The sequence below is a fragment of the Granulicella sp. L60 genome (assembly GCF_009765825.1).
Taxonomy (GTDB): Bacteria; Acidobacteriota; Terriglobia; order Terriglobales; family Acidobacteriaceae; genus Edaphobacter.
Map to the genome: position 1 here is coordinate 100,020 of NZ_LMUR01000018.1, position 23,180 is coordinate 123,199.

General features: G+C 59.8%; 25 protein-coding genes. 14 read left to right on the forward strand and 11 right to left on the reverse strand.

Annotation, left to right across the window (positions count from 1 at the left end):
• Positions 1-448: TIGR03435 family protein (locus GSQ82_RS10805; protein ID WP_158792312.1), on the reverse strand; the 448-nt coding region annotated here is incomplete at its 3' end.
• Between the two features lie 7 nt (positions 449-455).
• Positions 456-1,583 (reverse strand): 3-dehydroquinate synthase, encoded by a 1,128-nt coding sequence (gene aroB, locus GSQ82_RS10810; RefSeq protein ID WP_158792313.1) that lies wholly within the window; start codon positions 1,581-1,583, stop codon positions 456-458.
• Positions 1,584-1,835: 252 nt separating this feature from the next.
• On the opposite strand from aroB, the gene nadB reads away from it, so the two are divergent.
• Both nadB and GSQ82_RS10820 read left to right on the forward strand, forming a co-directional pair.
• Positions 1,836-3,416 (forward strand): L-aspartate oxidase, encoded by a 1,581-nt coding sequence (gene nadB, locus GSQ82_RS10815; RefSeq protein WP_158792314.1) that lies wholly within the window; start codon positions 1,836-1,838, stop codon positions 3,414-3,416.
• A 21-nt stretch (positions 3,417-3,437) separates the two neighbouring features.
• The gene (locus tag GSQ82_RS10820) at positions 3,438-3,677 is read left to right on the forward strand and encodes a hypothetical protein (RefSeq protein ID WP_158792315.1); all 240 of its coding nucleotides are present in this window, start codon (positions 3,438-3,440) and stop codon (positions 3,675-3,677) included.
• A gap of 58 nt (positions 3,678-3,735) precedes the next feature.
• Here the strand turns inward: GSQ82_RS10820 and GSQ82_RS10825 are convergent, their stop codons facing one another.
• The 4 genes from GSQ82_RS10825 to GSQ82_RS10840 all read right to left on the reverse strand — a co-directional run bounded on the left by GSQ82_RS10825 (position 3,736) and on the right by GSQ82_RS10840 (position 6,581).
• The gene (locus GSQ82_RS10825; RefSeq protein WP_158792316.1) at positions 3,736-4,236 is read right to left on the reverse strand and encodes a PepSY domain-containing protein; all 501 of its coding nucleotides are present in this window, start codon (positions 4,234-4,236) and stop codon (positions 3,736-3,738) included.
• Positions 4,237-4,407: 171 nt separating this feature from the next.
• Positions 4,408-4,959 (reverse strand): PEP-CTERM sorting domain-containing protein, encoded by a 552-nt coding sequence (locus GSQ82_RS10830; protein WP_158792317.1) that lies wholly within the window; start codon positions 4,957-4,959, stop codon positions 4,408-4,410.
• A 313-nt stretch (positions 4,960-5,272) separates the two neighbouring features.
• On the reverse strand, positions 5,273-6,205 hold the full coding sequence (locus GSQ82_RS10835; protein ID WP_158792318.1) for a TerC/Alx family metal homeostasis membrane protein: 933 nt from the start codon (positions 6,203-6,205) through the stop codon (positions 5,273-5,275).
• Between the two features lie 175 nt (positions 6,206-6,380).
• Positions 6,381-6,581: a hypothetical protein gene (locus GSQ82_RS10840; protein ID WP_158792319.1), complete on the reverse strand. Its 201-nt coding sequence runs from the start codon at positions 6,579-6,581 to the stop codon at positions 6,381-6,383.
• A gap of 215 nt (positions 6,582-6,796) precedes the next feature.
• Between GSQ82_RS10840 and GSQ82_RS10845 the strand changes: the two genes are divergently transcribed.
• Positions 6,797-7,300 carry a DUF3761 domain-containing protein gene (locus GSQ82_RS10845; RefSeq protein ID WP_158792320.1) on the forward strand — a complete coding sequence of 168 codons (504 nt, stop codon included), beginning with the start codon at positions 6,797-6,799 and terminating at the stop codon, positions 7,298-7,300.
• Positions 7,301-7,443: 143 nt separating this feature from the next.
• Here GSQ82_RS10845 and GSQ82_RS10850 read toward each other — a convergent pair whose 3' ends face one another.
• From GSQ82_RS10850 to GSQ82_RS25350, 3 genes are read right to left on the reverse strand one after another with little or no spacing between them, the layout of a single operon-like run.
• Entirely contained in the window at positions 7,444-8,463 is a 1,020-nt protein-coding gene (locus tag GSQ82_RS10850; RefSeq protein ID WP_158792321.1) for a M28 family peptidase, read from the reverse strand.
• On the reverse strand, positions 8,460-9,251 hold the full coding sequence (tatC, locus tag GSQ82_RS10855; RefSeq protein ID WP_158792322.1) for a twin-arginine translocase subunit TatC: 792 nt from the start codon (positions 9,249-9,251) through the stop codon (positions 8,460-8,462). The genes GSQ82_RS10850 and tatC overlap by 4 nt, the downstream gene beginning before the upstream one ends.
• Complete coding sequence (locus tag GSQ82_RS25350) at positions 9,244-9,786, reverse strand: twin-arginine translocase TatA/TatE family subunit (RefSeq protein ID WP_158792323.1); 543 nt, start codon at positions 9,784-9,786, stop codon at positions 9,244-9,246. Before GSQ82_RS25350 ends, tatC begins: the two co-directional genes overlap by 8 nt.
• Positions 9,787-10,142: 356 nt before the next feature.
• Here GSQ82_RS25350 and nadA point away from each other — a divergent pair, with 356 nt between their 5' ends.
• Together nadA and GSQ82_RS10870 are read left to right on the forward strand one after the other, a co-directional pair.
• Positions 10,143-11,300 carry a quinolinate synthase NadA gene (gene nadA / locus GSQ82_RS10865; protein ID WP_254061576.1) on the forward strand — a complete coding sequence of 386 codons (1,158 nt, stop codon included), beginning with the start codon at positions 10,143-10,145 and terminating at the stop codon, positions 11,298-11,300.
• Positions 11,297-11,728 (forward strand): DUF2203 domain-containing protein, encoded by a 432-nt coding sequence (locus GSQ82_RS10870; RefSeq protein WP_158792324.1) that lies wholly within the window; start codon positions 11,297-11,299, stop codon positions 11,726-11,728. The genes nadA and GSQ82_RS10870 overlap by 4 nt, the downstream gene beginning before the upstream one ends.
• 99 nt (positions 11,729-11,827) lie before the next feature.
• Here GSQ82_RS10870 and GSQ82_RS10875 read toward each other — a convergent pair whose 3' ends face one another.
• The gene (locus GSQ82_RS10875) at positions 11,828-12,778 is read right to left on the reverse strand and encodes a M28 family peptidase (protein WP_158792325.1); all 951 of its coding nucleotides are present in this window, start codon (positions 12,776-12,778) and stop codon (positions 11,828-11,830) included.
• Between the two features lie 250 nt (positions 12,779-13,028).
• Between GSQ82_RS10875 and GSQ82_RS10880 the strand changes: the two genes are divergently transcribed.
• The 3 genes from GSQ82_RS10880 (at position 13,029) to GSQ82_RS10890 (ending at position 16,225) form a co-directional block, all read left to right on the forward strand.
• Positions 13,029-14,186 carry a hypothetical protein gene (locus tag GSQ82_RS10880; RefSeq protein ID WP_158792326.1) on the forward strand — a complete coding sequence of 386 codons (1,158 nt, stop codon included), beginning with the start codon at positions 13,029-13,031 and terminating at the stop codon, positions 14,184-14,186.
• An 80-nt stretch (positions 14,187-14,266) separates the two neighbouring features.
• The gene (locus GSQ82_RS10885) at positions 14,267-15,538 is read left to right on the forward strand and encodes an SH3 domain-containing protein (protein WP_254061577.1); all 1,272 of its coding nucleotides are present in this window, start codon (positions 14,267-14,269) and stop codon (positions 15,536-15,538) included.
• Positions 15,539-16,225, forward strand: a complete 687-nt coding sequence (locus GSQ82_RS10890; protein WP_158792327.1) for a phytanoyl-CoA dioxygenase family protein — start codon at positions 15,539-15,541, stop codon at positions 16,223-16,225.
• Here GSQ82_RS10890 and GSQ82_RS10895 read toward each other — a convergent pair.
• Entirely contained in the window at positions 16,216-17,373 is a 1,158-nt protein-coding gene (locus GSQ82_RS10895; RefSeq protein ID WP_254061578.1) for a DegT/DnrJ/EryC1/StrS aminotransferase family protein, read from the reverse strand. The two genes, GSQ82_RS10890 and GSQ82_RS10895, sit on opposite strands and share 10 nt — an antisense overlap.
• 254 nt (positions 17,374-17,627) lie before the next feature.
• On the opposite strand from GSQ82_RS10895, the gene hfq reads away from it, so the two are divergent.
• The 6 genes from hfq (at position 17,628) to atpA (ending at position 23,178) form a co-directional block, all read left to right on the forward strand.
• A complete protein-coding gene (gene hfq / locus GSQ82_RS10900; protein WP_158792328.1) occupies positions 17,628-17,951 on the forward strand; it encodes an RNA chaperone Hfq in 324 nt (107 codons plus the stop codon).
• A 3-nt stretch (positions 17,952-17,954) separates the two neighbouring features.
• Positions 17,955-19,448 (forward strand): GTPase HflX, encoded by a 1,494-nt coding sequence (gene hflX / locus GSQ82_RS10905; RefSeq protein WP_254061579.1) that lies wholly within the window; start codon positions 17,955-17,957, stop codon positions 19,446-19,448.
• Between the two features lie 330 nt (positions 19,449-19,778).
• Entirely contained in the window at positions 19,779-20,246 is a 468-nt protein-coding gene (locus tag GSQ82_RS10910) for an ATP synthase F0 subunit B (protein ID WP_158792329.1), read from the forward strand.
• Positions 20,243-20,986, forward strand: a complete 744-nt coding sequence (locus GSQ82_RS10915) for an ATP synthase F0 subunit B (protein ID WP_254061580.1) — start codon at positions 20,243-20,245, stop codon at positions 20,984-20,986. The genes GSQ82_RS10910 and GSQ82_RS10915 overlap by 4 nt, the downstream gene beginning before the upstream one ends.
• Positions 20,986-21,525, forward strand: a complete 540-nt coding sequence (gene atpH, locus GSQ82_RS10920; RefSeq protein WP_158792330.1) for an ATP synthase F1 subunit delta — start codon at positions 20,986-20,988, stop codon at positions 21,523-21,525. The genes GSQ82_RS10915 and atpH overlap by 1 nt, the downstream gene beginning before the upstream one ends.
• 60 nt (positions 21,526-21,585) lie before the next feature.
• Positions 21,586-23,178 (forward strand): F0F1 ATP synthase subunit alpha, encoded by a 1,593-nt coding sequence (gene atpA / locus GSQ82_RS10925; RefSeq protein ID WP_158792331.1) that lies wholly within the window; start codon positions 21,586-21,588, stop codon positions 23,176-23,178.
• Positions 23,179-23,180 lie beyond the last annotated feature (2 nt).

Here is a 23,180-nt window from a genome sequence, read left to right on the forward strand (position 1 = left end):
CGTTGACCTTCATCTTCAGTCCCGTTTTGTCCACTGTCAGGGCATAGACGTTGCCTTGTTTGCTCTCCTTGTGGAACTTCAGGCTAAACCTGTCGGCGAGCAGGTTCTGGAACATGATGTGGAGATCGTCGATGTTGTAGGGGTGGTCGGCGCGGGCTTCGATGTCGTAGTGGTCGGTGTCGAGCCAGGCTGGGCCGCCTTTGATCTGGCGAAGCGGTACTTGATACATCAGGCCGATCATGAGCTTTACGGGGATGTTTTGCGCGATGTATCCCTGGCCCTGGGGCAGTGGTTTGATACCGCCGCCACCGTTCTGGAGGCTCGGCTTCGAGAGCTTGATCGATGCTGCTTCGAAGGTTAGCCGGGCGGGTTTTTCCTGAGTGTAAGCGAGAGGTACAGGGATTAGGGCGAGGATTGCGGCCACAATGCACGATCTGCGCGTCATCATAAAGAATTCAATTTTTTCGCTGCTGGAGCATGAGGGAGAGCATGGATTGGGTGGCGGTGAGGAGTTCGGGTTCGGTGACGTCGCGGACGATTTCGGTGTGGCCGATGGCAGTGGGGAGGACGAAGGAGCGGGTGCCGCTGCGGTTTTTCTTGTCGCGGGCGGTGAGGGCTACTAGTTTTTCAGCGGTGGCTTTGAAGGTGGGGAGTGGGCCGTAGCGGAGGATCAGATTTACGATGCGGTTCGCGTCTTTTTCGCTGATCGTGTTGCGAGCTATGGCTACGCTGAGTGCGGCGATGCTGCCCCAGGCTACGGCTTCGCCGTGGAGGAGCTGCTTGTAGTTGGTGGCGGACTCGATGGCGTGGCCGATGGTGTGGCCGAAGTTGAGGATCATGCGGAGGCCGGACTCTTTTTCGTCTTTGCTGACGACGTCGGCTTTGACGCGGACGGAGGCAGAGACGACTTTTGTGAGGGCTTTGGTGTCGGCGTTCTCTTTTTTGGCGTTACTTGCGCTCAGGATGGCTTCGGCGTTTTGCTCCATGTAGCGGAAGAGTTTTGCGTCGTAGATGATGGCGGCTTTGACGGACTCCTGCAGGCCGGCGCGGAGCTCGCGTGGGGGGAGGGTGCGGAGGAGATCGGTGTCGGCGAGGACGGCTTGCGGGTGGTGGAAGCTGCCGATGAGATTTTTACCGGCGAGGAGGTTGACGCCGGTCTTGCCGCCGATGGAGGAGTCTACCTGGGCGAGGAGGGTGGTGGGGATCTGGACGTAGCGGATGCCGCGCATGTAGATGGCGGCGAGGAAGCCGGTGATGTCGCCGATGACGCCGCCACCGAAGGCGAGGAGGAGTGCGTCGCGGTCGGCTCCGGCGGTGGAGAGCTGTTGGGCGAGGGATTCGACGCTGGACATGCGCTTGTGGCGCTCACCTGCGGGATGGAAGAGGACGGTGGGGGATTCTTTGAAGCTGGCGAGGAAGGGCTTCGACCAGAGGGCCCAGATGTTGGGCGAGGTGATGATGAAGGGGCGGAAGGGTTTGCCGGGATTGAGCTTGCGGAGGTGGGAGTGGAGCGTGGGGAGGAGGTTGGGGGAGATGGTGACGTTGTAGGCGGCGGAGGGCGTGTTGACGGGGATGACGGGCACGGTGTCTTCAATCGTATCGCAAGATTTTTCCTGCTATGTCCTGCCGGACGGGCCCCGCTGCTCGCGGGGAGGTCACTTCGTGACTTTTGTACTCCTTCGGGTGGGCCTTCCGTTGGTTGGCTTTAGATTCCGACCAGCGGGAGGAGTAGGGTGATGATCCTGTCGCGACAAGGTATACGCGTCACGAAGTGACCTCTCGCCGAGCAGGCGGCCCGTCCGGCAGGACAGAGTCTTTCTAGTAGCATCGAATATATGGAACGTGTTGATTTTTTAGTGATTGGGGCAGGGATTGCAGGGCTGAGCGCGGCTATCCGGCTGGTGGATGTGGGTTCGGTGCTGGTGGTGACCAAGGAAGAGCTGGCGGAGTCGAATACGGCTTATGCGCAGGGTGGGATCGCGGTGGCGATGGGTGGGGATGAGGATGTGGCGCTGCATCTGGAGGACACGATGGCGGCGGGGGATGGGTTGGTGAATCGGGCGGCGGCGGCGGTGCTGGTGGCTGAGGGACCGAAGAGGGTGGAGGAGCTGCTGGCTTGGGGGACGGCGTTCGATCGCTATCCGGAGAGTGATGCGGGGAACGGTGGTGAGTTGATGCGGACGCGGGAGGGGGCGCATAGCCTGTCGCGGATTCTGCATGCGAATGGGGATGCGACGGGGCGGGAGATTGCAGTGTCGCTGCTGCGGCATGTGCGAGAGATTGCGGTGCGGACGGGCCGGATCGAGTTGATGGAGTGGACGACGAGTGTGGATCTGATCGTCGATGGCGGTCGCGTGGTGGGGGCTACGCTGCTGGATGGTGAGGGTGGGTTGCGCGTGGTGCGGGCGGGTGCGGTGTTGCTGGCAAGCGGGGGCGCGGGGCAGGTGTATAGCGATACGACGAATCCAGCGGTGGCGACGGGCGACGGGATTGCGATGGCTTATCGGGCGGGGGCTGAGGTAAGCGATATGGAGTTTTATCAGTTTCATCCGACGGCGTTTAGCGAGCCGGGGGCTCCTCGGTTTCTGTTGAGCGAGGCGCTTCGGGGTGAGGGCGCTCATCTGCTGAATGCGAAGGGTGAGCGGTTTATGGAGAGATATCATCCGCTGCTGGAGCTTGCGCCGAGGGATGTGGTGGCGAGGGCGATTACACGCGAGGGGATGGATGGGACGGTGTACCTGGATATGCGGCATGTGAAGAAGGATCTGCAGGCGCGGTTTCCGGGGATCTCGAGATTTTTGACGAAGTACAGGCTGGAGCTGGGCAGGGACCTGATTCCGGTGAGGCCTGCGGCGCATTATTTGATGGGTGGGGTGAGGACGGATGTGCAGGGGAGGACGTCGCTGCCGGGGCTTTATGCGGCGGGAGAGGCGGCTTGCACGGGGGTGCATGGAGCGAATCGGCTGGCGAGCAACTCTTTGTTGGAGGGGCTGGTGTTTGGAGCGTTGGCGGCGGAGACGATGATGGGGGAGCGGGGTACTGGAGCGCTGGGTCTGGGGGATGAGGCATGGGTGGCTCCGGTTGCGCCGGCGGGGGTGACGAGTGAGGCGGCGACGGAGCGGTGGATTGCGGAGCTGCGGGAGTTGATGTGGAGATATGCGGGGTTGTTGCGCGATGAGGGTGGGTTGGGGCTGGCGCAGCGAGGGTTGGATGCGCTGGTCGTGAGTATGCCGAAGGGGTTATATCGGCGGGCGTTGGAGGCGAGGAATCTGCACTGCGTGGCGCAGATGATTGTGGCTTCGGCGCTGGGGCGCGAGGAGAGCAGGGGGGCGCACTACAGGAATGATTTTCCGTTGCGGGATGGGGCGGCGAAGCACTCGGTGATGCGGCAGGGGAGGGTGGAGTTTGTGGCTTAGGCGTGGAGAGAGGGTGTTGCGGTGAGTGCTGAGATGGGGTTGGGGCGAGTGGTGGCGGCGCTGGTGGGCGCGGTTGTTAGCTTTTGCGTGGTGGGGGGCGCTGTCTTTTATAAGGTTGCGGGAGTTGGAGTGAGTGGGCTGCGGCATGGGGGGCCGGTAGTGCTGGCGGGTGCGATGGCTGGATTGTTTGGTGGCGGGCTGGTTGCGATGCTGATGCTGATTACGGCTTTGCGATGGGGAAGGAAGGGCGGTCGGGAGTGACTTGGCTGCGCGACCGCCAGGTGTTTAGAGTTATGTGCTGGTGGGGGTTACATAATTTTTACAGGATGCCGAGGATGATTGGGACGACGACGCCGGCGACGAGGATTGCGGTGATGATGAGGCGGTTGCGGACGTATTTGTAGGACATGTAGAGGCCGGTGAGGGTGGAGAGGAAGAGTCCGATGGCTACGAGCAGGAAGAAGATTTTGAGTGGGAGGGTGTTGTGGGGCTTGGGCGCGGGGGCGTCCGGTGGTTTGGGTGCGGAGGGCTGCTGAGTTTTGTCGTTTAGCCTGTCTACATGATCGGGTGATTTATCGCTTGGTTTGTCAGGTGGGGGAAGCTTTCTTACTGGGACGATGGTGGTCTGTTTCTTGTGGATCTGACCGAGGGTGACGGCCCAGGCGGGTGGCTTGTAGCTGCTGCCACGGGTGGTCTCGTGGAGGCTGAAGGTCTGGAGCGCTCCGGTGAAGGCGAAGAAGAGGAGCGCGGGGGCGATGAAGACGCCGAGATAGAGATGGACGAGGCGGATGTACTTCAAAAGAGTGTGAGAAGAGGACATGCTGCTTCTTTTGTACACAAGGATTTTAATTACGACAAGTTCGGTCGGATATGGACCGGGGATTTTCTGCGGGCTTGCTGGCTGGCGGACGAAAAAGTGGGCCGCCACGTTGTGGCGACCCATAATCTGCCTTGCGGTGTTGCTTTTACTGCGTGTGCGTGCTGCGGATGGCTAGACTGCGGCAAATCTGCGACGGACCATACCTGCGGCGCCGAGGAGACCTGTAGCGAAGAGGCTGAGGGTTCCGGGCTCTGGGACGGGGCTGTTGGAGGGGGGCGGGTTTCCGAAGCCGATCTCCGCGGAGCCGCCGCCGATGCTTGCGCCGAAGTTGATGCCTACGACGTCGCCGGTGAGGTTCAGACCGAGTGTGCCGAGTGCGCCAAGCTGTATGGCGTTACCGAGGGATAGGTCGGTAAAGGAGAAGGCGAGGGCGCTGCATGGCTTGGCGGCAAAGACGACGTTGACCTGAGCGCAGACGTCGGTGACGTTGAGCAGGCTGACGCCGAGGATGTCGGTGTAGGTGGCGGTGAAGGTTTGCAGGGTGGTGTTGAAGATATCGGTATAGAGGTTGGTGTAGACGAACTGCTCTCCGCCGAGGATGGGCGTTTCGACCAGGACATCGGAGATGACGCCTGTTTTGAGAGTGAGGATCGGGTCTGCGTGAACGGTGAGTGGTGCGAGAACAAGAATGACCAGGGCGAGAAATGCGGCAAGCGATTTCATAGGTGTATCTCCTTATGGCCAGAGGTAATGCAAGCTGTGCGCCAAAGATTACCGATGGATTCGCATGCCTAAAACCATGGTTTCAGGCAATCTTTTTTGAGATTTTTGTGAGAGGGCTAGAACGAGGCCGGATTCGAACTGGATTTATCGATTTCGAAATAAGTTTGAATTATTTTTTGTGATATCACAGGGGCTTAGAAGACATTTTCTCCACGGGATGGGAATATCTTTACTGTTTTTATTTTAATGGCTGTTTTCTGGAGTGGACTAACGTTTTTGTGCTTGTTTGATGTAAGTGCTATTGGGTCAGCTCTTAATGGTTACTTGCTATCGTGTCAGGTGCCTTTATCCATAGAGATGCGCAGATGGTAACGGCAAGGATAGTTACTATGACGGCGAGTGATTGGAGGGGGCCGATCTCGAACCAGTGGGCGGCGAGCATCTTGAGAGCGGCGAAGGCAAGGACGAGGGCGAGGCCGTAGTGGAGGAAGCGCAGCTTGGAGAGCAGATGGGCGAGGAGGAAGTAGAGGGAGCGCAGGCCCATGACGGCCATGATGTTGGAGGTGTAGGCGAGGAAGGGGTGGCGCGTGATGGAGAGGACGGCGGGGATGGAGTCGAGGGCGAAGACGAGGTCGGTGAGTTCGATGGCGATGAGGGTGAGGAAGAGGACGGTGATCATGCGGCGGCCGTCTTCGAAGACGAAGAAGCGGTCCTGACGGAGGCTGACGGGGTGGACGCGTGAGAGCCAGGCGATCCAGCCGGGGGCGTGGCCCTGGTCGGCGGTGTTGGATGGCAGGACGAGTCGGACGGCGGCGATGAGCAGGACGGCGGCGAAGATGTAGCTGACCCAGTGGAAGCGGGTGAGGAGGGAGATGCCGGCGATGATGAAGGCTCCGCGCATGACGATGGCGCCGGCCACTCCCCAGAAGAGGATCTTGGGCTGATTGCTAGGTTCGATGTTGAAGGTGCGGAAGAGGAGGAGGAAGAGGAAGAGATTGTCGATGGAGAGCGACTCTTCGATGGCGTAACCGGCGAGGTACTGAGTGGCGGACTGGCTGCCGAGGGTATGCAGGATGAAGAGGGAGAAGGCGAGGGCGGCGGCGACCCAGAGGATGGTGGAGGCGACGGAGGTGGAGTAAGTCTTCTCCGGGCCCTGGCGGCGTGCGTAGAAGAATTCGATCCCCAGGAGGATGAGGATGAAGAGGTGGAAGCCTATCCAGTGGCTGTAGGGAGTGACGCCAGGCATCTGTCGATGCTACACGGTGAGGGCGCGATGCGTGACTGTTTGCGCGTGATGGGCTGACAGTCGGGCGTTGCGACGATCAGCTGGTCAGGTCGGCCGATGGTGGGTGGTCACTGACGAACGGTCAACGATGGATGAGTGATGGTCTGCTAACCGTGGCTACGATGGACGTGATCGGTCAGTGGGTGACGATCATGTTGTAGACGGTGTAGACGGTGATGGCGATCAGGCCCCAGAGGATCGAAGACAGGAAGAGGCCGCGGACGATGGCGCCGACCTGGTGGGTATCGAAGTATCCTTCGCCTGGGTCCTGAGTTGCGTCGCGGTGGATGATGCTCTTGTATCGGGACTGGAAGAATGGGAGAGAAGGTGTGTGCATAGTTGATTCCTCTATCGACAGAAACGAGATTAGGATTACGAGAATATTTCGGACTATCCCGCGAAGGGGGGAGCGGGTGGCTCATCCGGGGGAGAAAGCGTGATTTTTCGCGAGCTTTAGTAACGTTACGGGTGACAGCCAGAGTGGGATGGCGTAGGATTCTGCCGTATCCAGACTCAGGATTCGGGCCACAAATCTAACTAACGGGAGTGTGTATGAAGACAGCGATTCGTTTGATGGCGATTGCAGTGGGACTTGTGGGCGCGCAGTGCGCATTGGCCCAGGCGACACCGCCGGCAGGATCTACGGGGCTTTGCAAGGATGGAACGTACTCGACGGCGGCGAGCAAGCAGGGGGCGTGCCGTGGACACCAGGGTGTGAAGACATGGTATGCGGCTTCGGCTGCTGCGGCTCCGGCGACTGCTGCTCCCGCGGCTGTTGCTCCGGCTCCGATGCCTTCTCCGGCCTCGGCTCCTACGCCTGCTCCGGTGACGAAGGCTGCGTCATCTTCGGCTTCTTCTCCTGCGGCGAAGGCTGCGGCGCGGCCACTGGCTGCGGGTGGTGGACCGGGGTTGGTGTGGGTGAATACGTCGAGCAACGTGTATCACTGCTATGGGACGGATTTTTATGGGAAGACGAAGGCTGGAGCGTATATGTCCGAGGCGGATGCTAAGGCCAAGGGCGCGCATCCGGACCATGGGAAGGCTTGCAGTAAGTAGATGCGTTTCTCTGCGTGGATTTGGGCTTGTCTTGCCGGACGGGCCTCCTGCGCGGAGGGCGGTCACTTCGTGACTTTTGTGCCCCTTTGGGTGGCCCTCCCGTTGGTCGGGAGCTGATGGGTGGGCCAGTCGAGGGAGGATGATCAGGGGCGCTGGTTGATCAGGCGGATCATTTCGAGGAAGAGGTCGCCGGAGATCTGGAGGGAGTGGGCGCTGATTTTGTCTAGGGTGTCCTGTTCGGTGTGGTGGAAGCCGTCTGGGGCGGAGGCGGTGTGGGGGCCGTAGTCGATGTCGATGACGTCGAGGACGGGGACGCCGCGTTGTTTGAAGGGAAGGTGATCGTCGTTGATCGCGTTCTCGTACTTGAAGACGGAGCTGGAGTGGCCGGTGTTCTTTGCGGCGACTTTGAGCATATCGAGCAGCCACGGGGTAGAGTTCTGGTCACGGTCGATGTTGAGGTCTTTGTCGGCGATCATGTCGGCGACGAGGAGGGCTTTGATCTTCTGGAGGGTGCCGTCCTGAGACCACTTTGCGGCGAGGTGGCGGGTGCCGTAGAGGGAGTCGGAGTTGGTCCACTCTTTGACGGCCTCTTCGCCATCATCGAAGACGAGCCAGACGGAGTAGCCTTCGGGGGGATGGGTGCGGAGGACGTTGCCGATCTCGATGAGCAGGGCGGAGGTGGCGGCTCCGTCGTTGGCTCCGTAGAAGTTGATGTCGCGGAGTGGGTAGTTGGTCTCGTAGTGGCTGGCGAGGACGATGATGCCTTCGCGTTTGCCGGGATATTTGACGATGAAGTTATGCATCGTCTGAAGGCCGGCGGGGGTGGTGGCGGTGAAGGTGTCGGTCTCGAAGTTGCCTTTGGCGGCTTCGGCGGCGAAGTGCTGCTTGATGAAGGCTTCGGCTTTGTCGTGTCCGGGGGAGCCGTTGAAGCGTTTGGGTGCGACCTGGAGAAGCTGTGCGGTGAGATTGTAGGCGACTTGTCCGTTAAAGTGCGCTGTGGCTGTTTGGGCGGGAGCGTGGACGGCGGTTAGGAGAAGAACAAAGACAGATAGGAGCGGAAGAAGGTGTTTCGATCGCGGGGTTCGTGGATCGCGCGATCGATTTCGTTCCTTTTGGAGATCTTCTTTGGTGCGGAGGATAGTAGACCGGCGGGTTAGGTTCATGCGGAGGTCTTCTCCCGGGCTTTGCGGCGACTTGGGTGAACGAAGTAGGCGACGCCGACGCCGAGCAGATACAGGACGAGCATGGGGGTGGCGAAGAGGATCATGCTGAAGGGGTCGGGCAGGGGGCAGATGATGGCGGAGATGAGGAAGATGACGAGGATGGCGTAACGAATGTGCTTGATGAGGAACTTCGCGTCGACGATACCGAAGAGGGAGAGAAAGAAGACGAGGATGGGAAGTTCGAAGCAGATGCCAAGGCCGAGGATGACGGCGAGAAAGAACTGGGTGTAGTCCTCGATGGTGAGGATAGGGTTGAACTTTTTGCCGAAATCGAGGACGAGGACCTTGATGGCTCCGGGGAGTACCCAGTGATAGCCAAACCAGGCACCGGCGAGAAAGAGGCCGATGGTCGCTCCCATGAAGGGGAAGACGTAGCGCTTCTCGTTGGCGTACATGCCGGGCGATATGAAGAGCCAGAGCTGATAGAGGATGAAGGGCGAGGCGATGATGGCGCCGCCGAGGAGCGAGGTCTTGAGGTAGAGGTTGAGGCCGTCGGTGGGGTGGGTGAAGTTGAGCGCGATGTGGAGGTCGTCGAGCGGTTTCTGGACGATGCCGTAGAGGCGCTCGTGAAAGGCATAGGCCACGCAGAAGCCGACGAGGAGATAGACGGTGGCATGGATGAGTCGCTTGCGGAGTTCGGCGAGGTGCTCCATGAGACTCATGCCGGGTAGTTCGGCACGGTCGGTGATGGCGGCGCGGGCGCGGTCGATGGGGTCGAGATCAGCCATGCAGCGGGGCCTCGGTCGTGGGGCCAGGCACGGTGGAGGGCTCGGATTCGGAGACGTGGGGGATGGAGTCGAGCATGGGGGAGAGCGTGGAGTTGCTTATGGGGAGGCCGGTGGAGGGTGGCATGAGATGGAGGTCGCCGGATGTGGCGATGGGCAGGGGTTCGGTGGGGAGGGCCGAGAGGTGCGCGTGGTCCTCTACGAGTTCCTGGGTCAATTGGGAGATCCGTTCGGGGGTTACGTCGGAGGGGATGTCGGACGCTGTGGTCTCTGTGGAAGCGGGGCTAGCGATGGTGGCTTCGGCGGCGATAGCGGGTGTGACGGGCGCGGCGGCCTCCATGGCGGCGATCTTCTTTCGCTGCTCTTCCTGATCGGCGACGCGGAGCTCGTCCTCCATCTGCATGCGGAATTCGTTGGAGGCGCGGCGGAACTCGCCCATGAGTTTGCCGAGCTGGCGGGCGAGCTCGGGCAGCTTCTTCGGCCCGAAGAGGAGCAGGGCGAGGAAGAAGATGACGGCGGTGTCCGGAAAGCTAGGCATAAGTAAGACCCATGATACGGCTTACGTGGTGGTGGGACAAATGGATGGAGGGTGATAGATGATGTTGTAAAATTTATGGTGTACGGCGGATGGATCGCCGCGCGATTTTGCACGGAGACGCATCGTTTGATCGCAAGGTGTGTCTAATCATTTAAGCGCGGCAGAAGAGGCTGCGTGAGTTGTAGGAAATATGAAGTGGTTGCAACATCCCCGCGGATTGGGTGAAGGCTCTTGGGCCGGCACAGTGAATCCGCTGCAACCTGGCGGTGCATGCTTTCAACATCCCCGTCTCGAAGGCTAAGGTTCAGCGCTGTTGGCTGATCTACACGACCTTGTGAGACTGAAGGCGGAGTACTTTGAACGGACTATTGGAGATCGCACCGGCTGCGGCCGTGGCGGAGAACGTTGCAGATACGTGTTCCCTCGATAACTACCTGGCGCAGCCTGACCATACGATGGATGCTCGTATTGCGGCAGCGCGTGAGAAGCTGGGCACCGATGTCGTTTTGCTGGGTCATCATTATCAGCGCGACGAGGTGATCCGCTTCGCGGACTTTACCGGCGACAGCTATAAACTTTCGAAGGTCGCTGCGGAGACGGATGCGAAGTACATGCTGTTCTGCGGCGTGCACTTTATGGCGGAGACGGCAGATGTGCTGGGATGGCCGTGGCAGCAGGTGATTCTGCCGGACCTGAATGCGGGCTGCTCGATGGCCGATATGGCGGAGATCGGGCAGGTAGAAGACTGCTGGGATTCGTTGGAGCGGGCGGGGCTGACTGGTGACTTGATTCCGCTGACTTATATGAACTCGGCTGCGGCGATCAAGGCGTTTTGTGGAGAGCGCGGCGGGTTGGTTTGTACGTCTTCGAATGCGCGTGGGGCCTTCGAGTGGGCGTTTGCGCGGGCGGAGAAGATATTGTTTTTGCCCGATCAACACCTAGGGCGGAATACTGCGTTTGCGATGGGGATTGCGCTGAACGAGATGGTGGTTTGGGATCCGTATCAGATTAATGGCGGTGTGACGCCGGAGCGTTTGAAGGCCGCGAAGGTGATCTTGTGGAAGGGACACTGCTCGGTGCATCAGCGGTTTTTGCCGGAGCATGTGGACCGGGTGCGCCGCGAAGAGCCGGGGATGCAGGTGATCGTGCATCCAGAGTGCCGCTGGGAGGTGTGCCAGAAGGCGGATGATGTGGGTTCGACTGAGCATATTATTCATGCGATTGAACGGGCTCCGGGGGGCTCGAGCTTTGCCGTTGGGACGGAGATCCACCTGGTGAACCGGCTGGCGAAACGGTTTGCTCCTTTGGGCAAGCGGGTGATTACGCTGGATGATGCAGGATGCCTGTGCACGACGATGTATCGGATCTCGCCGCAGCATCTGGCGTGGGCGCTGGAGAATCTTGTCGAGGGACGAGTGGTGAATCGCATCAAGGTGGATGATGATGTGAAGCAGTGGGCGAAGGTGGCGTTGGATCGCATGCTGGAGATCTCGACTGGAAAGGTGGGCGCTTGAGCAAGACGTTTACATTGGGCGAGGCGCAGACGCTGTTGCCGGTGGTGGAGGCTCTGCTGCGGAGGGCTCAGACGGCAGGAACGAAGGCTGCCGAGCTGGAGCACGAGATGCAGCTGTTGAGCCATCGCATCTTTCTGTCTGGCGGGATGCATGTGGATGTTGCGTCCGCGGCACGGCGTAGGGCAGAGCGCGAGAAGGCGATGCAGGAGACGAGAGATACGCTGTCGGAGATCGACTCGATTGGGGTGCAGGTGAAGGATCTTGAGCAGGGATTGCTGGACTTTCCTTGCATGATGGATGGCCGGACGGTGCTGCTGTGCTGGAAGTTGGGGGAGACGGCGATTACCCACTGGCATACGGAGGAAGAGGGATTTGAAGGGCGCAAACCTCTGGACTCGCGGTTCGGTAAGACGGAGCGGCTGAACTGAGTTGTATGTTGCGCGATTAGACTCGCGATAAATTTATAAGTAACTTATATGGTTACGTAAAGAGCGGCCCTTGAGTGGGCCGCTTTTTTCGTTGTGCGGCTATTTCGGTGATGCTGGCGCAGGGGTGGTAGGGGCTGGGTGGCTTGTATCGGGACGAGGTGTGTCGGGGCGGCCGCCTGGGCTCCATTGTGGCTTCCAGTTAGAGTCTGCGAACCAGCGGATGGGGTTGACCATGGAGGCGATGGCGCGGGTCATGTGGGTGAAGTCGATGGTGCTGAGCTCGTCGCTGGGCTGGTGGTAGTCCTTGTGGAGGCCATAGCTGGAGACGGTCTGGGCGATGATGCCCTGCTGTGCGAGTGCGTAGTTGTCGGAGCGGCGAAAGAATTGCTGGGCGGGATGGGGATCGGCGACGAGGTGCGCGCCGTGTTTTGCGAGCTCGGGGCCGAGGTTGGAGCGGTCGAAGCCGGTGAGCCAGAGGGTGCCGGCGGGAACGGCGGGGTCGGGGCGGCCGATCATCTCGAACTCGAGGTTGGCGACGATGGTGTTGAGAGGGACGGGGGGATGGGCGAGGAAGGCGCGGTTGCCGAAGCCGCCCATCTCCTCGGTGCCGAAGAGGGCGAAGACGATGGTGCGTCGAGGGCGAGGGCCGCTGGCGAGAATGTGCGCGAGGGCGAGGACGGCGGTGGTGCCGGAGGCGTCGTCGTCGGCTCCGTTGTAGATGGTGTCGCCGGAGGCGTTGGCGGGGCCGATGCCGAGGTGGTCCAGGTGAGCGGTGAGGAGGATGACTTCGTTGGGTGCGCCGGTTCCGCGCAGGATGCCGATGGCGTTCCAGGTCTCTTTGCGGGGCGTGTCTTCGAACCGGGTGATTCGCTGCTGGGCGCGGGCGGGCAGTGGGCTGGGGAGCGCGGATTTTTGCACGAAGGTGCCGTTGTCTCCTCCGGGTTCGAGGCCGAGGGATTGGAACTGGGAGGCGGCGAAGAGGGCGGTGATGTGTTCGTCGCGTGTGGCGGAGCCGCGACCGTGAAGCTCGTCGTCGGCGAGGAAGTTCATATCTGCGTGAACTTCTCGTTCAAGAATGGTAGAGGACGATGTCGTTTGGGCGGTGGCTGCGTCGAATGAGTGGGCTCGTTGCGCTAGGGAAGAAGAGGGGCAGAGGAGGGAAGATGCAGCCAGGGTCAGTACAAGGCGGTACAGGCGTTTCGATACGTACATTGCGCAGATTATAGATGACGGATTTAGATTGATTTTGGAATTATCCTTATAGGAACCTGACAGCTGCGAAGGAAGAGGCATAGGCACGATGGAACGAAGGGCTAGTGTGCGTCGGTGGGTCGCTATCGTGGTCGCAACGTTATTGCCACTGATTGCCGGCTGTTCTGGTTTCTTTGTTCCAGTGGATAACTCAAGCGGCGGGGGCGGCACTACTACTGGAACGGACCGGGTGTATGTTGCGAACCTGACGACAAGTTCCATTGCTGGATTCACGGTTGGCACGGGGACGCTGACGTTAGTGAATGGATCTCCGCTTAGCGCGGGATTTGCGCCGATCTCGATGGTCGTGACGCCGAGCGATAGTTTTCTCTATGTGGGTGGTCTGAACGGGATCTATGTGTATCTGATCAATTCGGATGGATCGTTGTCGGCTCCGAGCGCAGGGTCTTTGCAGGTGGTGGCGTATGCGACTGCGCTTACGGTTTCGCCGGACGGCCAGTGGCTGATTGCGCTGGATGGCACCACGCAGGTGCTCGATATCTACCAGATCAATGCTTCGACGGGTGCGCTGTCGCAGGTGGCTAATCCTACGACGTATTCGATTACGGCTGGGATCTGGAAGCCGACGGCGATAACTATTTCGCCAAGTGGGACGATGATCATCGCCTCCCTGGGCACTGGCGGGGATGCGGTGTTTACGTTCAACACGACGACGGGTCTTGCTGTCGTAGCCTCGACTATTGGATTCTCGAATACGACCACGGGAGACTACGGGGCGGTCATCAATTCGGCCACAACTTACGCTTACCTTGCGAGGAGCGGGGCCAATGGTGGAGTTGCGGTGTACAGCATCGCGTCGAACGGGATATTGACGCCGGTATCCGGGTCGCCGTTTGCGGCAGGCACCGGGACGTACTCGGTGGTGATGGATAAGACGGGAACCTATCTCTATGCGGCGAACCGTGGGGATGGGACGATCTCCGGCTACACGATTGTTCCGGGGACGACGACGGCGGGGCTGACGCTGACTGCGCTGAGCGGGTCGCCTTATGGCAGTGGTATCTCGGTGCAGTCTCTGGCGATCGATAATACGAATAAGTACCTGGTGGCGGCGGCTATAGGGGGCAGCCCGGATCTGACGATGTACAGCTTCGATGTCACGACACCGGGGGAGCTGGATCCTGCGACCAGCGTGGCGACAGATACAGATCCTGCGGGTGCTACTGCTGTTGCGGCAACGCACTGACGCACTAATGGAGGCGGCGCTTCTGGCGGAGGTTGAGCGGGAGTGTCGAGTTGGTCGCGGGTGCGTTGGAATTCTGCGATGTGTGTGCCGCATCCACGGGTAAGATGGGGAGAGTGGGGTTTGCAGCATTGCGGAGTTTTCGGGCTATCTTTCTCTCTTCGAGTCAATCTGGTTCAGGACGGTCGATCTCGCGGCTTGCCGCTGCGGCGGTGGTGTCGGCTTGCCTGGGGGTGGGGCTTGGAGGATGTTCGCGGCTGAGGCCTAAGCCTACGACGCAGTATGTTTATGTGACGGCGAAGCAGACGTTTCTGCGGGACCGGGTGGCTGCGGTATCGAACCGCACGGCGACGGTGGAGAACGGCGATAAATTGCAGGTGCTCGAACATGGCCGTCGCTTTGTGAAAGTGCAGACGGCGAAGGGCGAACAGGGATGGATCGACGAGAAGGTGGTTGCAACACAAGAGATCTTCGATCAGTTTGATGGGTTGAAACAGGCACATCAGAGTGATCCAGCGGTGGCCTCCGCGGTTGTACGGGACGAGGTGTATCTGCACGCCAGGCCGGGGCGCGATACGGATCGGTTCTATCGGCTGGCGGAGGGGGAGAAGCTGAAGTTGCTGAAGCGTGCGACGCTTCCGAAGCCGGTGCCTCCGGGCATGAAGCTGGCTGCTCCTGCTACGGCTGCGGTGGTGGGGAAGGACGGCAAGGCTGCGGGCGCTGCGCCGGAGCTGCCTGCTCCGCCGGCGATGGAGGATTGGTGGCTGGTGCGCGACTCGAAGGGCGATACGGGATGGTTGTATAGCCGGATGATGGATGTGGATGCGCCGGATGCGATCACTCGGTACGCGGAAGGGCAGCGGATCGTTGGCGCGTATGTGTTGACGACGGTGAACGATCCCGAGGCGGAGCAGGCCGACAAAGATATTCCGGTGTATGTAACGGTGTTGAGTCCATATAAGGCTGGGTTGACCTACGACTTCGACCAGGTGCGGGTGTTTACCTGGAATGTGAAGAAGCATCGCTATGAGACTGGCTTCCGAGACAGGAACATCGAAGGATATCTGCCGGTGGAGATGAAGATGGCGGCTGATCCGTATGGCAAGTCGCCGACCGCTACGGTGGCCGCGCCGACGTTCAGCTACCGGGTGTTGTCGGATGAGGCGGGGCCTGTGATTCCAGACCCGACTACGGGAGCTGTGGTGCCGGGCAAGATGGTGCTGAAGACGTACCGGCTGGAGGGGAATCTGGTGCGGCGCGTGATTGAGCCGGGAACGACTGCTCCGGGAGAGGCTCATCCGGAGCAGGTGGCCGAGAAAAAGAAGGCGACTGCGAAGACTCGGAGGCACAAGTAGGTGATCGACCTTTCGATTGACTCAAAAGGCTACTCGATGATGGAGGGCTTCCTCCCCGAGCATGAAGTAGCAGACCTGGTAAATTTTGTGGAGCAAGGCTTCCCCGCTGACTGTCGTCGGGGAGGGGTAAGAAACCTTCTGGACTTTCCAAGGATGCGCCTTTTGGCGAATTCCTCTGAAATTCTTAGGTCGGTTGAGGCGATATTAGGGGATGGAGCACGCGTTGTGCGCGGAATTCTCTTTGATAAGACAGAAGACGCTAATTGGAAAGTTCCGTGGCATCAGGATGTGACCATCGCCGTAAATGAGCGAGTCGAAGCGGTGGGATACGGACCATGGTCCACAAAAGCAGGTGTGCTGCACGTTCAACCACCTGCTTCTGTGCTGGAGCGCATGATTTCAGTTCGACTACATCTTGACGATTGTCCGGTAGAGAACGGAGCGCTGCGTGTTATTCCCGGCTCTCATACCAATGGAAAACTTAGCGAACGGTTGATTCAGGAATTAGCGAACCGAAGTATTGTGGTGACTTGCGAGATGCAAAGTGGCGGAGCTCTCATGATGCGTCCACTCTTGTTGCACGCGTCTTCTGCCTCAAGCCTTCCGGGGCATAGGCGAGTCATTCATTTTGACTATGCTGTTGCGGAACTTGCACAAGGAATCAGTTGGAAGGAGTTTCAGGCGTAGAAGCTGGCGATGGTGTCGACTACGGTTTGCTGTTCGTCTTCGCGGAGCTCAGGGTAGATAGGGAGGGCTAGGACTTCGGTGGCGGCGGCTTCGCTGATGGGGAAGTCGCCTTGTTTGTAGCCGAGGTCGGCGAGACTGGTCTGCTGGTGCAGGGGGAGCGGATAGTAGATCTCGCTGCCGATCTTGTGGTCGGTGAGGTACTGGCGGAGGGCGTCGCGGCGGGGAGCGCGAATCACGTACTGGTGAAAGACGTGGTCGGCTCTTAGGTCGGTGACGGGGAGCACGATGCCTTCGGCGGTGGTCATGCCGGTGAGGCCTGAAGCGAGGAAGAGATCGTCGTAGTGTGCGGCCAGATTGCGGCGCTGCTTATTCCACTCCGGGAGGTGGCGCAGCTTTACTTCGAGGACGGCGGCCTGCAGGCTGTCGAGGCGTGAGTTCCATCCGATCTCGTCGTGGTAGTAGCGGCGGCGCATGCCGTGGGCGCGAAGGACGCGGGCGTGGTCGTCGATGGCGGCGGAGGTGGTGGTGACGAGACCGGCATCGCCCATGGCGCTGAGATTTTTTGTCGGGTAGAAGCTGAAGGCGGCGGCGTCGCCCAAGGCTCCGGCGGGTGTGCCGTTCCAGGTGGCTCCGAAGGCCTGCGCGGCGTCTTCGATCAGCACGAGGTTGTGGCGATGCTTCAGTGCTGTGAAGGCGTCCCAGTCTGCACACTGCCCATAGAGATGGACGGGAAGTACGGCCTTGACTGCGGACCCGGCGTGCGAGCGGATGACCTCTTCGGTGGCGTCCGCGGAGAGGTTGAAGGTGGCTGGGTCGATGTCGGCGAGGAGAGGCTGGGCTCCGCAACGAAGGATGGCGCTAATGGTGGCGAAGAAGCTGAACGGTGTGGTGACGACGGCGTCGCCGGGACCGACGTTGGCTGCGGCCAGGGCTAGCCAGATGGCGTCGGTGCCGCTTGCACAGCCGATAGCGTGCGGAACGGAACAGGCAGCAGCGGCAGCTTGTTCGAAGCTGGCGACCTGCGGGCCGAGAATAAATTGTTGCGAGTCGCAGACCGATTCGATGGTGGCGAGCAGCTCCTGCCGGAGGTTGGCGAACTGACGGGAGAAATCAAGCATCTGAACGGGTTGGGGGTTCCGAATCGTCACATCTGCAATGGTATATCGATGTGGTCGCACTTGCAGAGGCAGCGCAGGCTGTCGTTCCGAAGGAGTCTGCGTCTAACAGGGACATGCGGGCGTTTGTATGTGGGCGGTGTACAGGTTGATAATTGCCCCAGATGCTCGTATGGTTGACAGTCTTAGCTTCGGGCTCAGCGTGTTTGTTGGCTGGGTCTTCTTCCGAAGTGAATGAAACGCGGTAGAACCTCATCAGATAGAAATTGATAAAGGAGATCGGCCCCATGGAATCAAAGCCGGCACAGAACATTCAGGATACTTTTCTCAACACCGTGCGAAAAGATAAGAGTCCGATCACGATCTACCTGGTAAGCGGCGTGAAGCTGACGGGAAAGATTCGGTCGTTCGATAAATACTCGGTACTGCTGGAGAACAACAGCCAGGAGCAGCTGATTTTTAAACATGCGATCTCGACCGTTGTGAGCGGACGAGCGGGTGCGCATGTGGAGTTGCGCTCCGACAGCAAGCCGGAGGGGCGGCCCGCCGTAGCATCGGCGCCGGCACCGCTTACTCCTGCGCACGACGCGAATGGGACCCAGGGCCGCTAGCCGTTGACCGCTGCAGAAGATACGGAAGACACGAAGGCGAATCGGAAGAAGATCGTCAGGCGCAGTCTGGTCGAAGCCCAGGAAGATGCTCAGCGTCAGTCTGCGGCTCGTCAGATTGGCCGTGGTGCGCCTCAGGCGGAACGGGCGGTGCTGATTGCGGTGGAGTTTACCGGCGAGCGGCGCAAGTTGACGGCAGCGGCGCGTCTGGCGCGGACGGCGGCGGCGGTTTCGTCGGGTAGGGCGCTTGAGGAAGGCGCTGTCGATTCTGTACTTGGTGCAGGAAGCGCGGCCGATCTTGATTTCGACGCTTCGCTGGCGGAGTTCGAGGAGCTCGCTCGCAGCGCTGGGGGAGAGGTCGTCGCGACGCTTGTGCAACGGCGCGCGAAGCCCGATCCTGCGACGCTGATTGGCCAGGGCAAGGTGGAGGAGATCGAGGGGGTGGTGGCTTCGACGGGTGCTGACCTGGTGCTCTTCGACCATGATCTGACGCCTTCGCAGTTGCGTAATCTGGAGGCGAAGCTGCCTTGCCGCGTCATCGACCGGACACAGCTTATTTTGGATATCTTTGCCCGGCATGCGCGAACGCGTGAGGGCCAGCTGCAGGTGGAGCTTGCCCAGCTCGAATATCAGCTGCCTAGGCTGGCTGGACGGGGCAAGGCGATGTCGCAGCTGGGCGGCGGTATTGGAACGCGCGGGCCCGGTGAGACGCAGCTTGAGACGGATCGGCGCAAGATCAACCTGCGCATCGATCATGTGAAGGAGCAGCTGGAGTCGGTGCGGCGGATTCGGCGGCAGCAGCGGCAGCGGAGAGAGGCTGTGCCGGTTCCCGTGGTGGCGCTTGTCGGCTATACGAATGCGGGGAAGAGCACGTTATTCAATGCGCTGACCGAGGCGGGGGTGTTGGAGTCGTCGCGGATGTTCGCCACGCTCGACCCAAAGCTGCGTCAGCTACAGCTTCCATCGCGAAGAAAGATTCTGCTCTCGGATACGGTGGGATTTATTCGCAATCTGCCGCATACGCTGGTCAACAGCTTCCGCGCGACGCTGGAGGAGGTGGAGCGCGCCGAACTGCTGTTGCATATTCGCGACGCTTCGAGCCCGATGGTGGACGAGCAGAAGGCGCAGGTGGAGAAGGTGCTGGCGGAGCTTGATGTCTCGGAGAAGCCCGTTATTGAAGCTTTGAACAAAATCGATCTGGTCTCGGATGACGAGGGGATGCCCATGGGAGCGCCTGGCAGCATCGCGGTCTCCGGCCTGAAGAGGCTGGGGCTGGAGCACCTGCTCAAGGCGATCGACGACGCGCTGGTGGTGGATCCGGTGATCGAGATGTGGTATCGGCTGCCCCAGTCGGAGGGGGCTATTCTGGCGGCGCTGGAGGCTGGAGCCATTGTGGGCGATAAGAGATTCGAAGGGAACCTGGCGCATGTGAGGGCGCGGGGTCCGGCTTCGCTGTTGAACCGGTTCCGGAGATTCAGGGAGCGAGAAGATGGAGCTTAATTAGCATAGGCCGCCTGACGGGGAGCGGAGGTGGTGTCCCCAATCACGCGACCTATGTGACCCAGATTTTAGGGTCCAGGTGGTATTTTTTAGTCTATTCCTTTGGCAGGAGAAGTCAAAGAAAGATCTTCGCCGCGCGGGATGTTCGAAGATCGTTCCGTTTGCGCGATTATCGAATCTGGCTTGTTTGACACTCCTGTAAGTGCTTTGCTAAAACTAGGTGTACCTCGAACGATTATGCAGCTAGCGCACTATTCTCTTTGTGCGGAGACGATAGCTGTGTAAGACAGATCAGACAGGACTTCCAGACGGCTTCGGCCAACCCCATTCATGGACCAGATACTGAATCAACTCGGTGGACTTGTGCTCGGCTCTGTGCCGACGATGATCCTTTTTATTCTGCTGGTGGCTGCCTACGGGCTGCTTGTTCGCCGCCCGCTGGATCGTGTCCTCGCAGAGCGTCGCGCCCGTACCTCCGGCGCTGTAGAGCAGGCTCGCGGCGCCATTGCGGCGGCTGAGGCCGAGACTTCGGTGTATGAGGACAAGCTGCGCAGCGCACGTGCCGAGATCTTTCAGGCGCGTGAGCAGAGGCTAAAGCGGTGGAATGAGGAACGAGAGGCTGCCCTCGCGCAGGTTCGGCAGGCGGCGAAAGATCGCGTTAACGGAGCGAAGCAGGAGATCGATCAGAGTGCGCAAGAGGCGCGCGCGCAGGTGGAGAAGCTTAGCGGCGAGTTGAGTGCGAGCATTCTTGCTGCGGTGCTGCCTGCAACTGTTCATGCGACGGAGGTGGCACAGTGAACCCCTCGGCAATCATGAACGCAATGAATAAGATGAAGCGGTCTCTGCTCGCAGTAGCGGTTGCGGCGATGTTGTTCGCGCCAGCGTTTCATGCCAGAGCGCAGCAAGCGTCTGCCAGCGCAAATCTAGCTCAGGAGAGCACTCCTGAGGCCCAGTCACCCGAGGCAAATAAGAAGATCGCCGATGAAGATGAAGAGTATCTTCATTCCCCTTCGGTGCGTGCCCTGGGAGCGAAGCTGGGCATGAATCCCGAACAGGCCGCAACGGCATTTACTGTTGCGAACTTCATTGTTTTGGCAATTCTAGTCGGCTGGTTTCTTATCAAGACGCTTCCCAAGACCTTTCGCAAGCGGAACACGGCGATCCAAAAGCATCTTGTGGATGCCCGTACGGCTACTGAAGAGGCGAGCGCGCGGTTGAACAGCGTTGAAGAGAGATTGAGCAAGCTGGACGATCAGATTGCGGCGATGCGCGCACAGGCCGAGAAGGACTCCGCGGTAGAAGAGCAGCGCATCAAGGCCAGCGTTGAAGAAGAGAAGCAAAAGATTCTCGCATCGGCGGAGCAGGAGATCGCAGCCGCAACGGCTCTTGCGCAACGCCAGCTTCAGCAGCACGCTGCCGAACTGGCCATTGAGCAGGCGGCTCGCAAGCTGGTTATTACGGCCGAGACCGACCGCCTGTTGGTGCAGAACTTCGCCCGGCGGCTTGCGGGCGACGGCTCCAAGGAAGGCCAAAACTAATGTCTGTCCTCTCCTTGCGTTACGCCCATGCCTTCGCCTCTGTTGCTACCTCCGCTCATCTGGATGTGGCCGCGGCAGAGCGGCAGATGCAGGACTTCAGTGGAACTCTCGCCGATAGTCGTGAGCTTCGTGAAGTTTTGATGAATCCTTCCATTCCGAATGCGGATAAGTTGAAGGTGCTGGACGCGATCTCTGTCCGTATCGGCATGTTTCCCCAGGTGCGGAACTTCCTTGCGGTCATCATGGAGCATCAGCGTCTCGCCGAACTGGATGAGATTCTGAGCGAGTATCACCTGGTTGCTGACGAACAGGCAGGTATGGCCGAGGCAGAGATTACAAGCGCGCATCCCCTCAACGACCAGGATCGCGTCGAACTTGAAGCCCAGGTGTCCAGACTTGCCGGAGGCAGCGTACGTGCCACCTATCGTGAGGATGCAACTCTTCTTGGTGGCGCGGTCGTCCGGATCGGGTCCACTGTATACGATGGGTCCGTCCGGGCGCAGTTGCAGCAGCTGAAGCAGAAGCTTATCAACGCATAAATTTGCCGGAGACGGCGCTAAGTTTTTTCAGATTTGACACGAATCGAGTAGAAGGAAGACATGGCAAAGATCAAGGCGGATGAGATAACAGAACTGCTTCGCCAGCAGATTGAAAATTTTGAGCAGCGCATCCAGGTGGATGAAGTTGGAACCGTCATCTCCCTTGGCGACGGTATTGCGCGCGTCCACGGACTCGACAAGGTCATGGCCGGCGAACTCATCGAGTTCCCGCACGGTGTGGCAGGACTTGCCATGAACCTCGACGAAGATCAGGTCGGCGCCGTACTGCTTGGTGACTATACCGAGATCAGCGAGGGCGATCAGGTGAAGCGCACTGGCAAGATCATGTCTGTGCCCGTCGGCGAGGCTCTTATCGGTCGCGTTGTTAACGCGCTCGGTCAGCCCATCGACGACAAGGGACCTATCAACACCGACAAGTTTCTGCCCGTCGAGCGGCTCGCTCCTGGCGTCATTGATCGTCAGTCTGTACGTGAGCCGATGGCTACCGGCATCAAGGCCATCGATACGATGATTCCGATTGGACGCGGCCAGCGCGAGTTGCTCATTGGCGACCGCCAGACCGGCAAGACCGCCATCGCGCTCGACACGATCATCAACTCGGCAAAGAACAACCTCATCTGCATCTACTGCGCTGTCGGGCAGAAGCGGTCCTCGGTTGCGCAGGTTGTGCAGACACTGGAAGAGCATGGCGCGATGGCTTACACCATCGTTGTTGCCGCTACGGCATCCGAGCCTGCACCCATGCAATATCTTGCTCCGTTCGCTGCAACCGCCATGGGAGAGTACTTCCGCGACAGTGGCAAGCATGCGCTCATCATCTACGACGATCTCTCCAAGCACGCTGCTTCTTATCGTGAGATCTCCTTGCTGCTCCGTCGTCCACCAGGCCGCGAAGCGTATCCGGGCGACGTCTTCTATCTCCACTCGCGTCTGCTCGAGCGTAGCTCCAAGGTCTCGGAGAAGCTCGGCGGCGGTTCATTGACGGCCCTGCCGATCATCGAGACCCAAGCCGGCGACGTCTCGGCCTACATTCCGACCAACGTTATCTCTATTACAGATGGCCAGATCTTTCTTGAGACAGACCTCTTCAACTCCGGCGTTCGCCCCGCTGTCAACGTCGGTCTCTCGGTCTCGCGCGTAGGTTTCTCGGCTGCGACTAAGGCGACCAAGCAGGTGGGCGCAACGCTGAAGCTCGATCTCGCGCAGTATCGCGAACTTGCGGCGTTCTCCCAGTTCGGCTCTGATCTCGACAAGGTGACCCAGCAGCAGCTCAACCGCGGACAGCGCTTGACCGAGTTGCTCAAGCAGCCTCAGTTCCAGCCGCTCCCGGCAGAGAAGCAGGTCGCGATTCTCTTCGCTGGTGTCAACGGCTTGCTTGATGACGTTGAGGTGAAGGATCTTCGTGCCTTTGAAGATGGCTTCTATCCGTACCTCGAAGGTGCGCAGGCTTCGATCCTCACCGATATCGCCACCAAGAAGGCGCTCGATGATGATCTGCGGAAGCGTCTGACTGCTGCGATCAAAGAGTACAAGGGCAACTTTCTCGCCGATCGCAAGAGCCAGGCAGATGCAAGTGCAAAGGCTGCTGCGCCCGACTCCACGAAGGCAACCGCGATGGTGGGCAATAAGTAAAC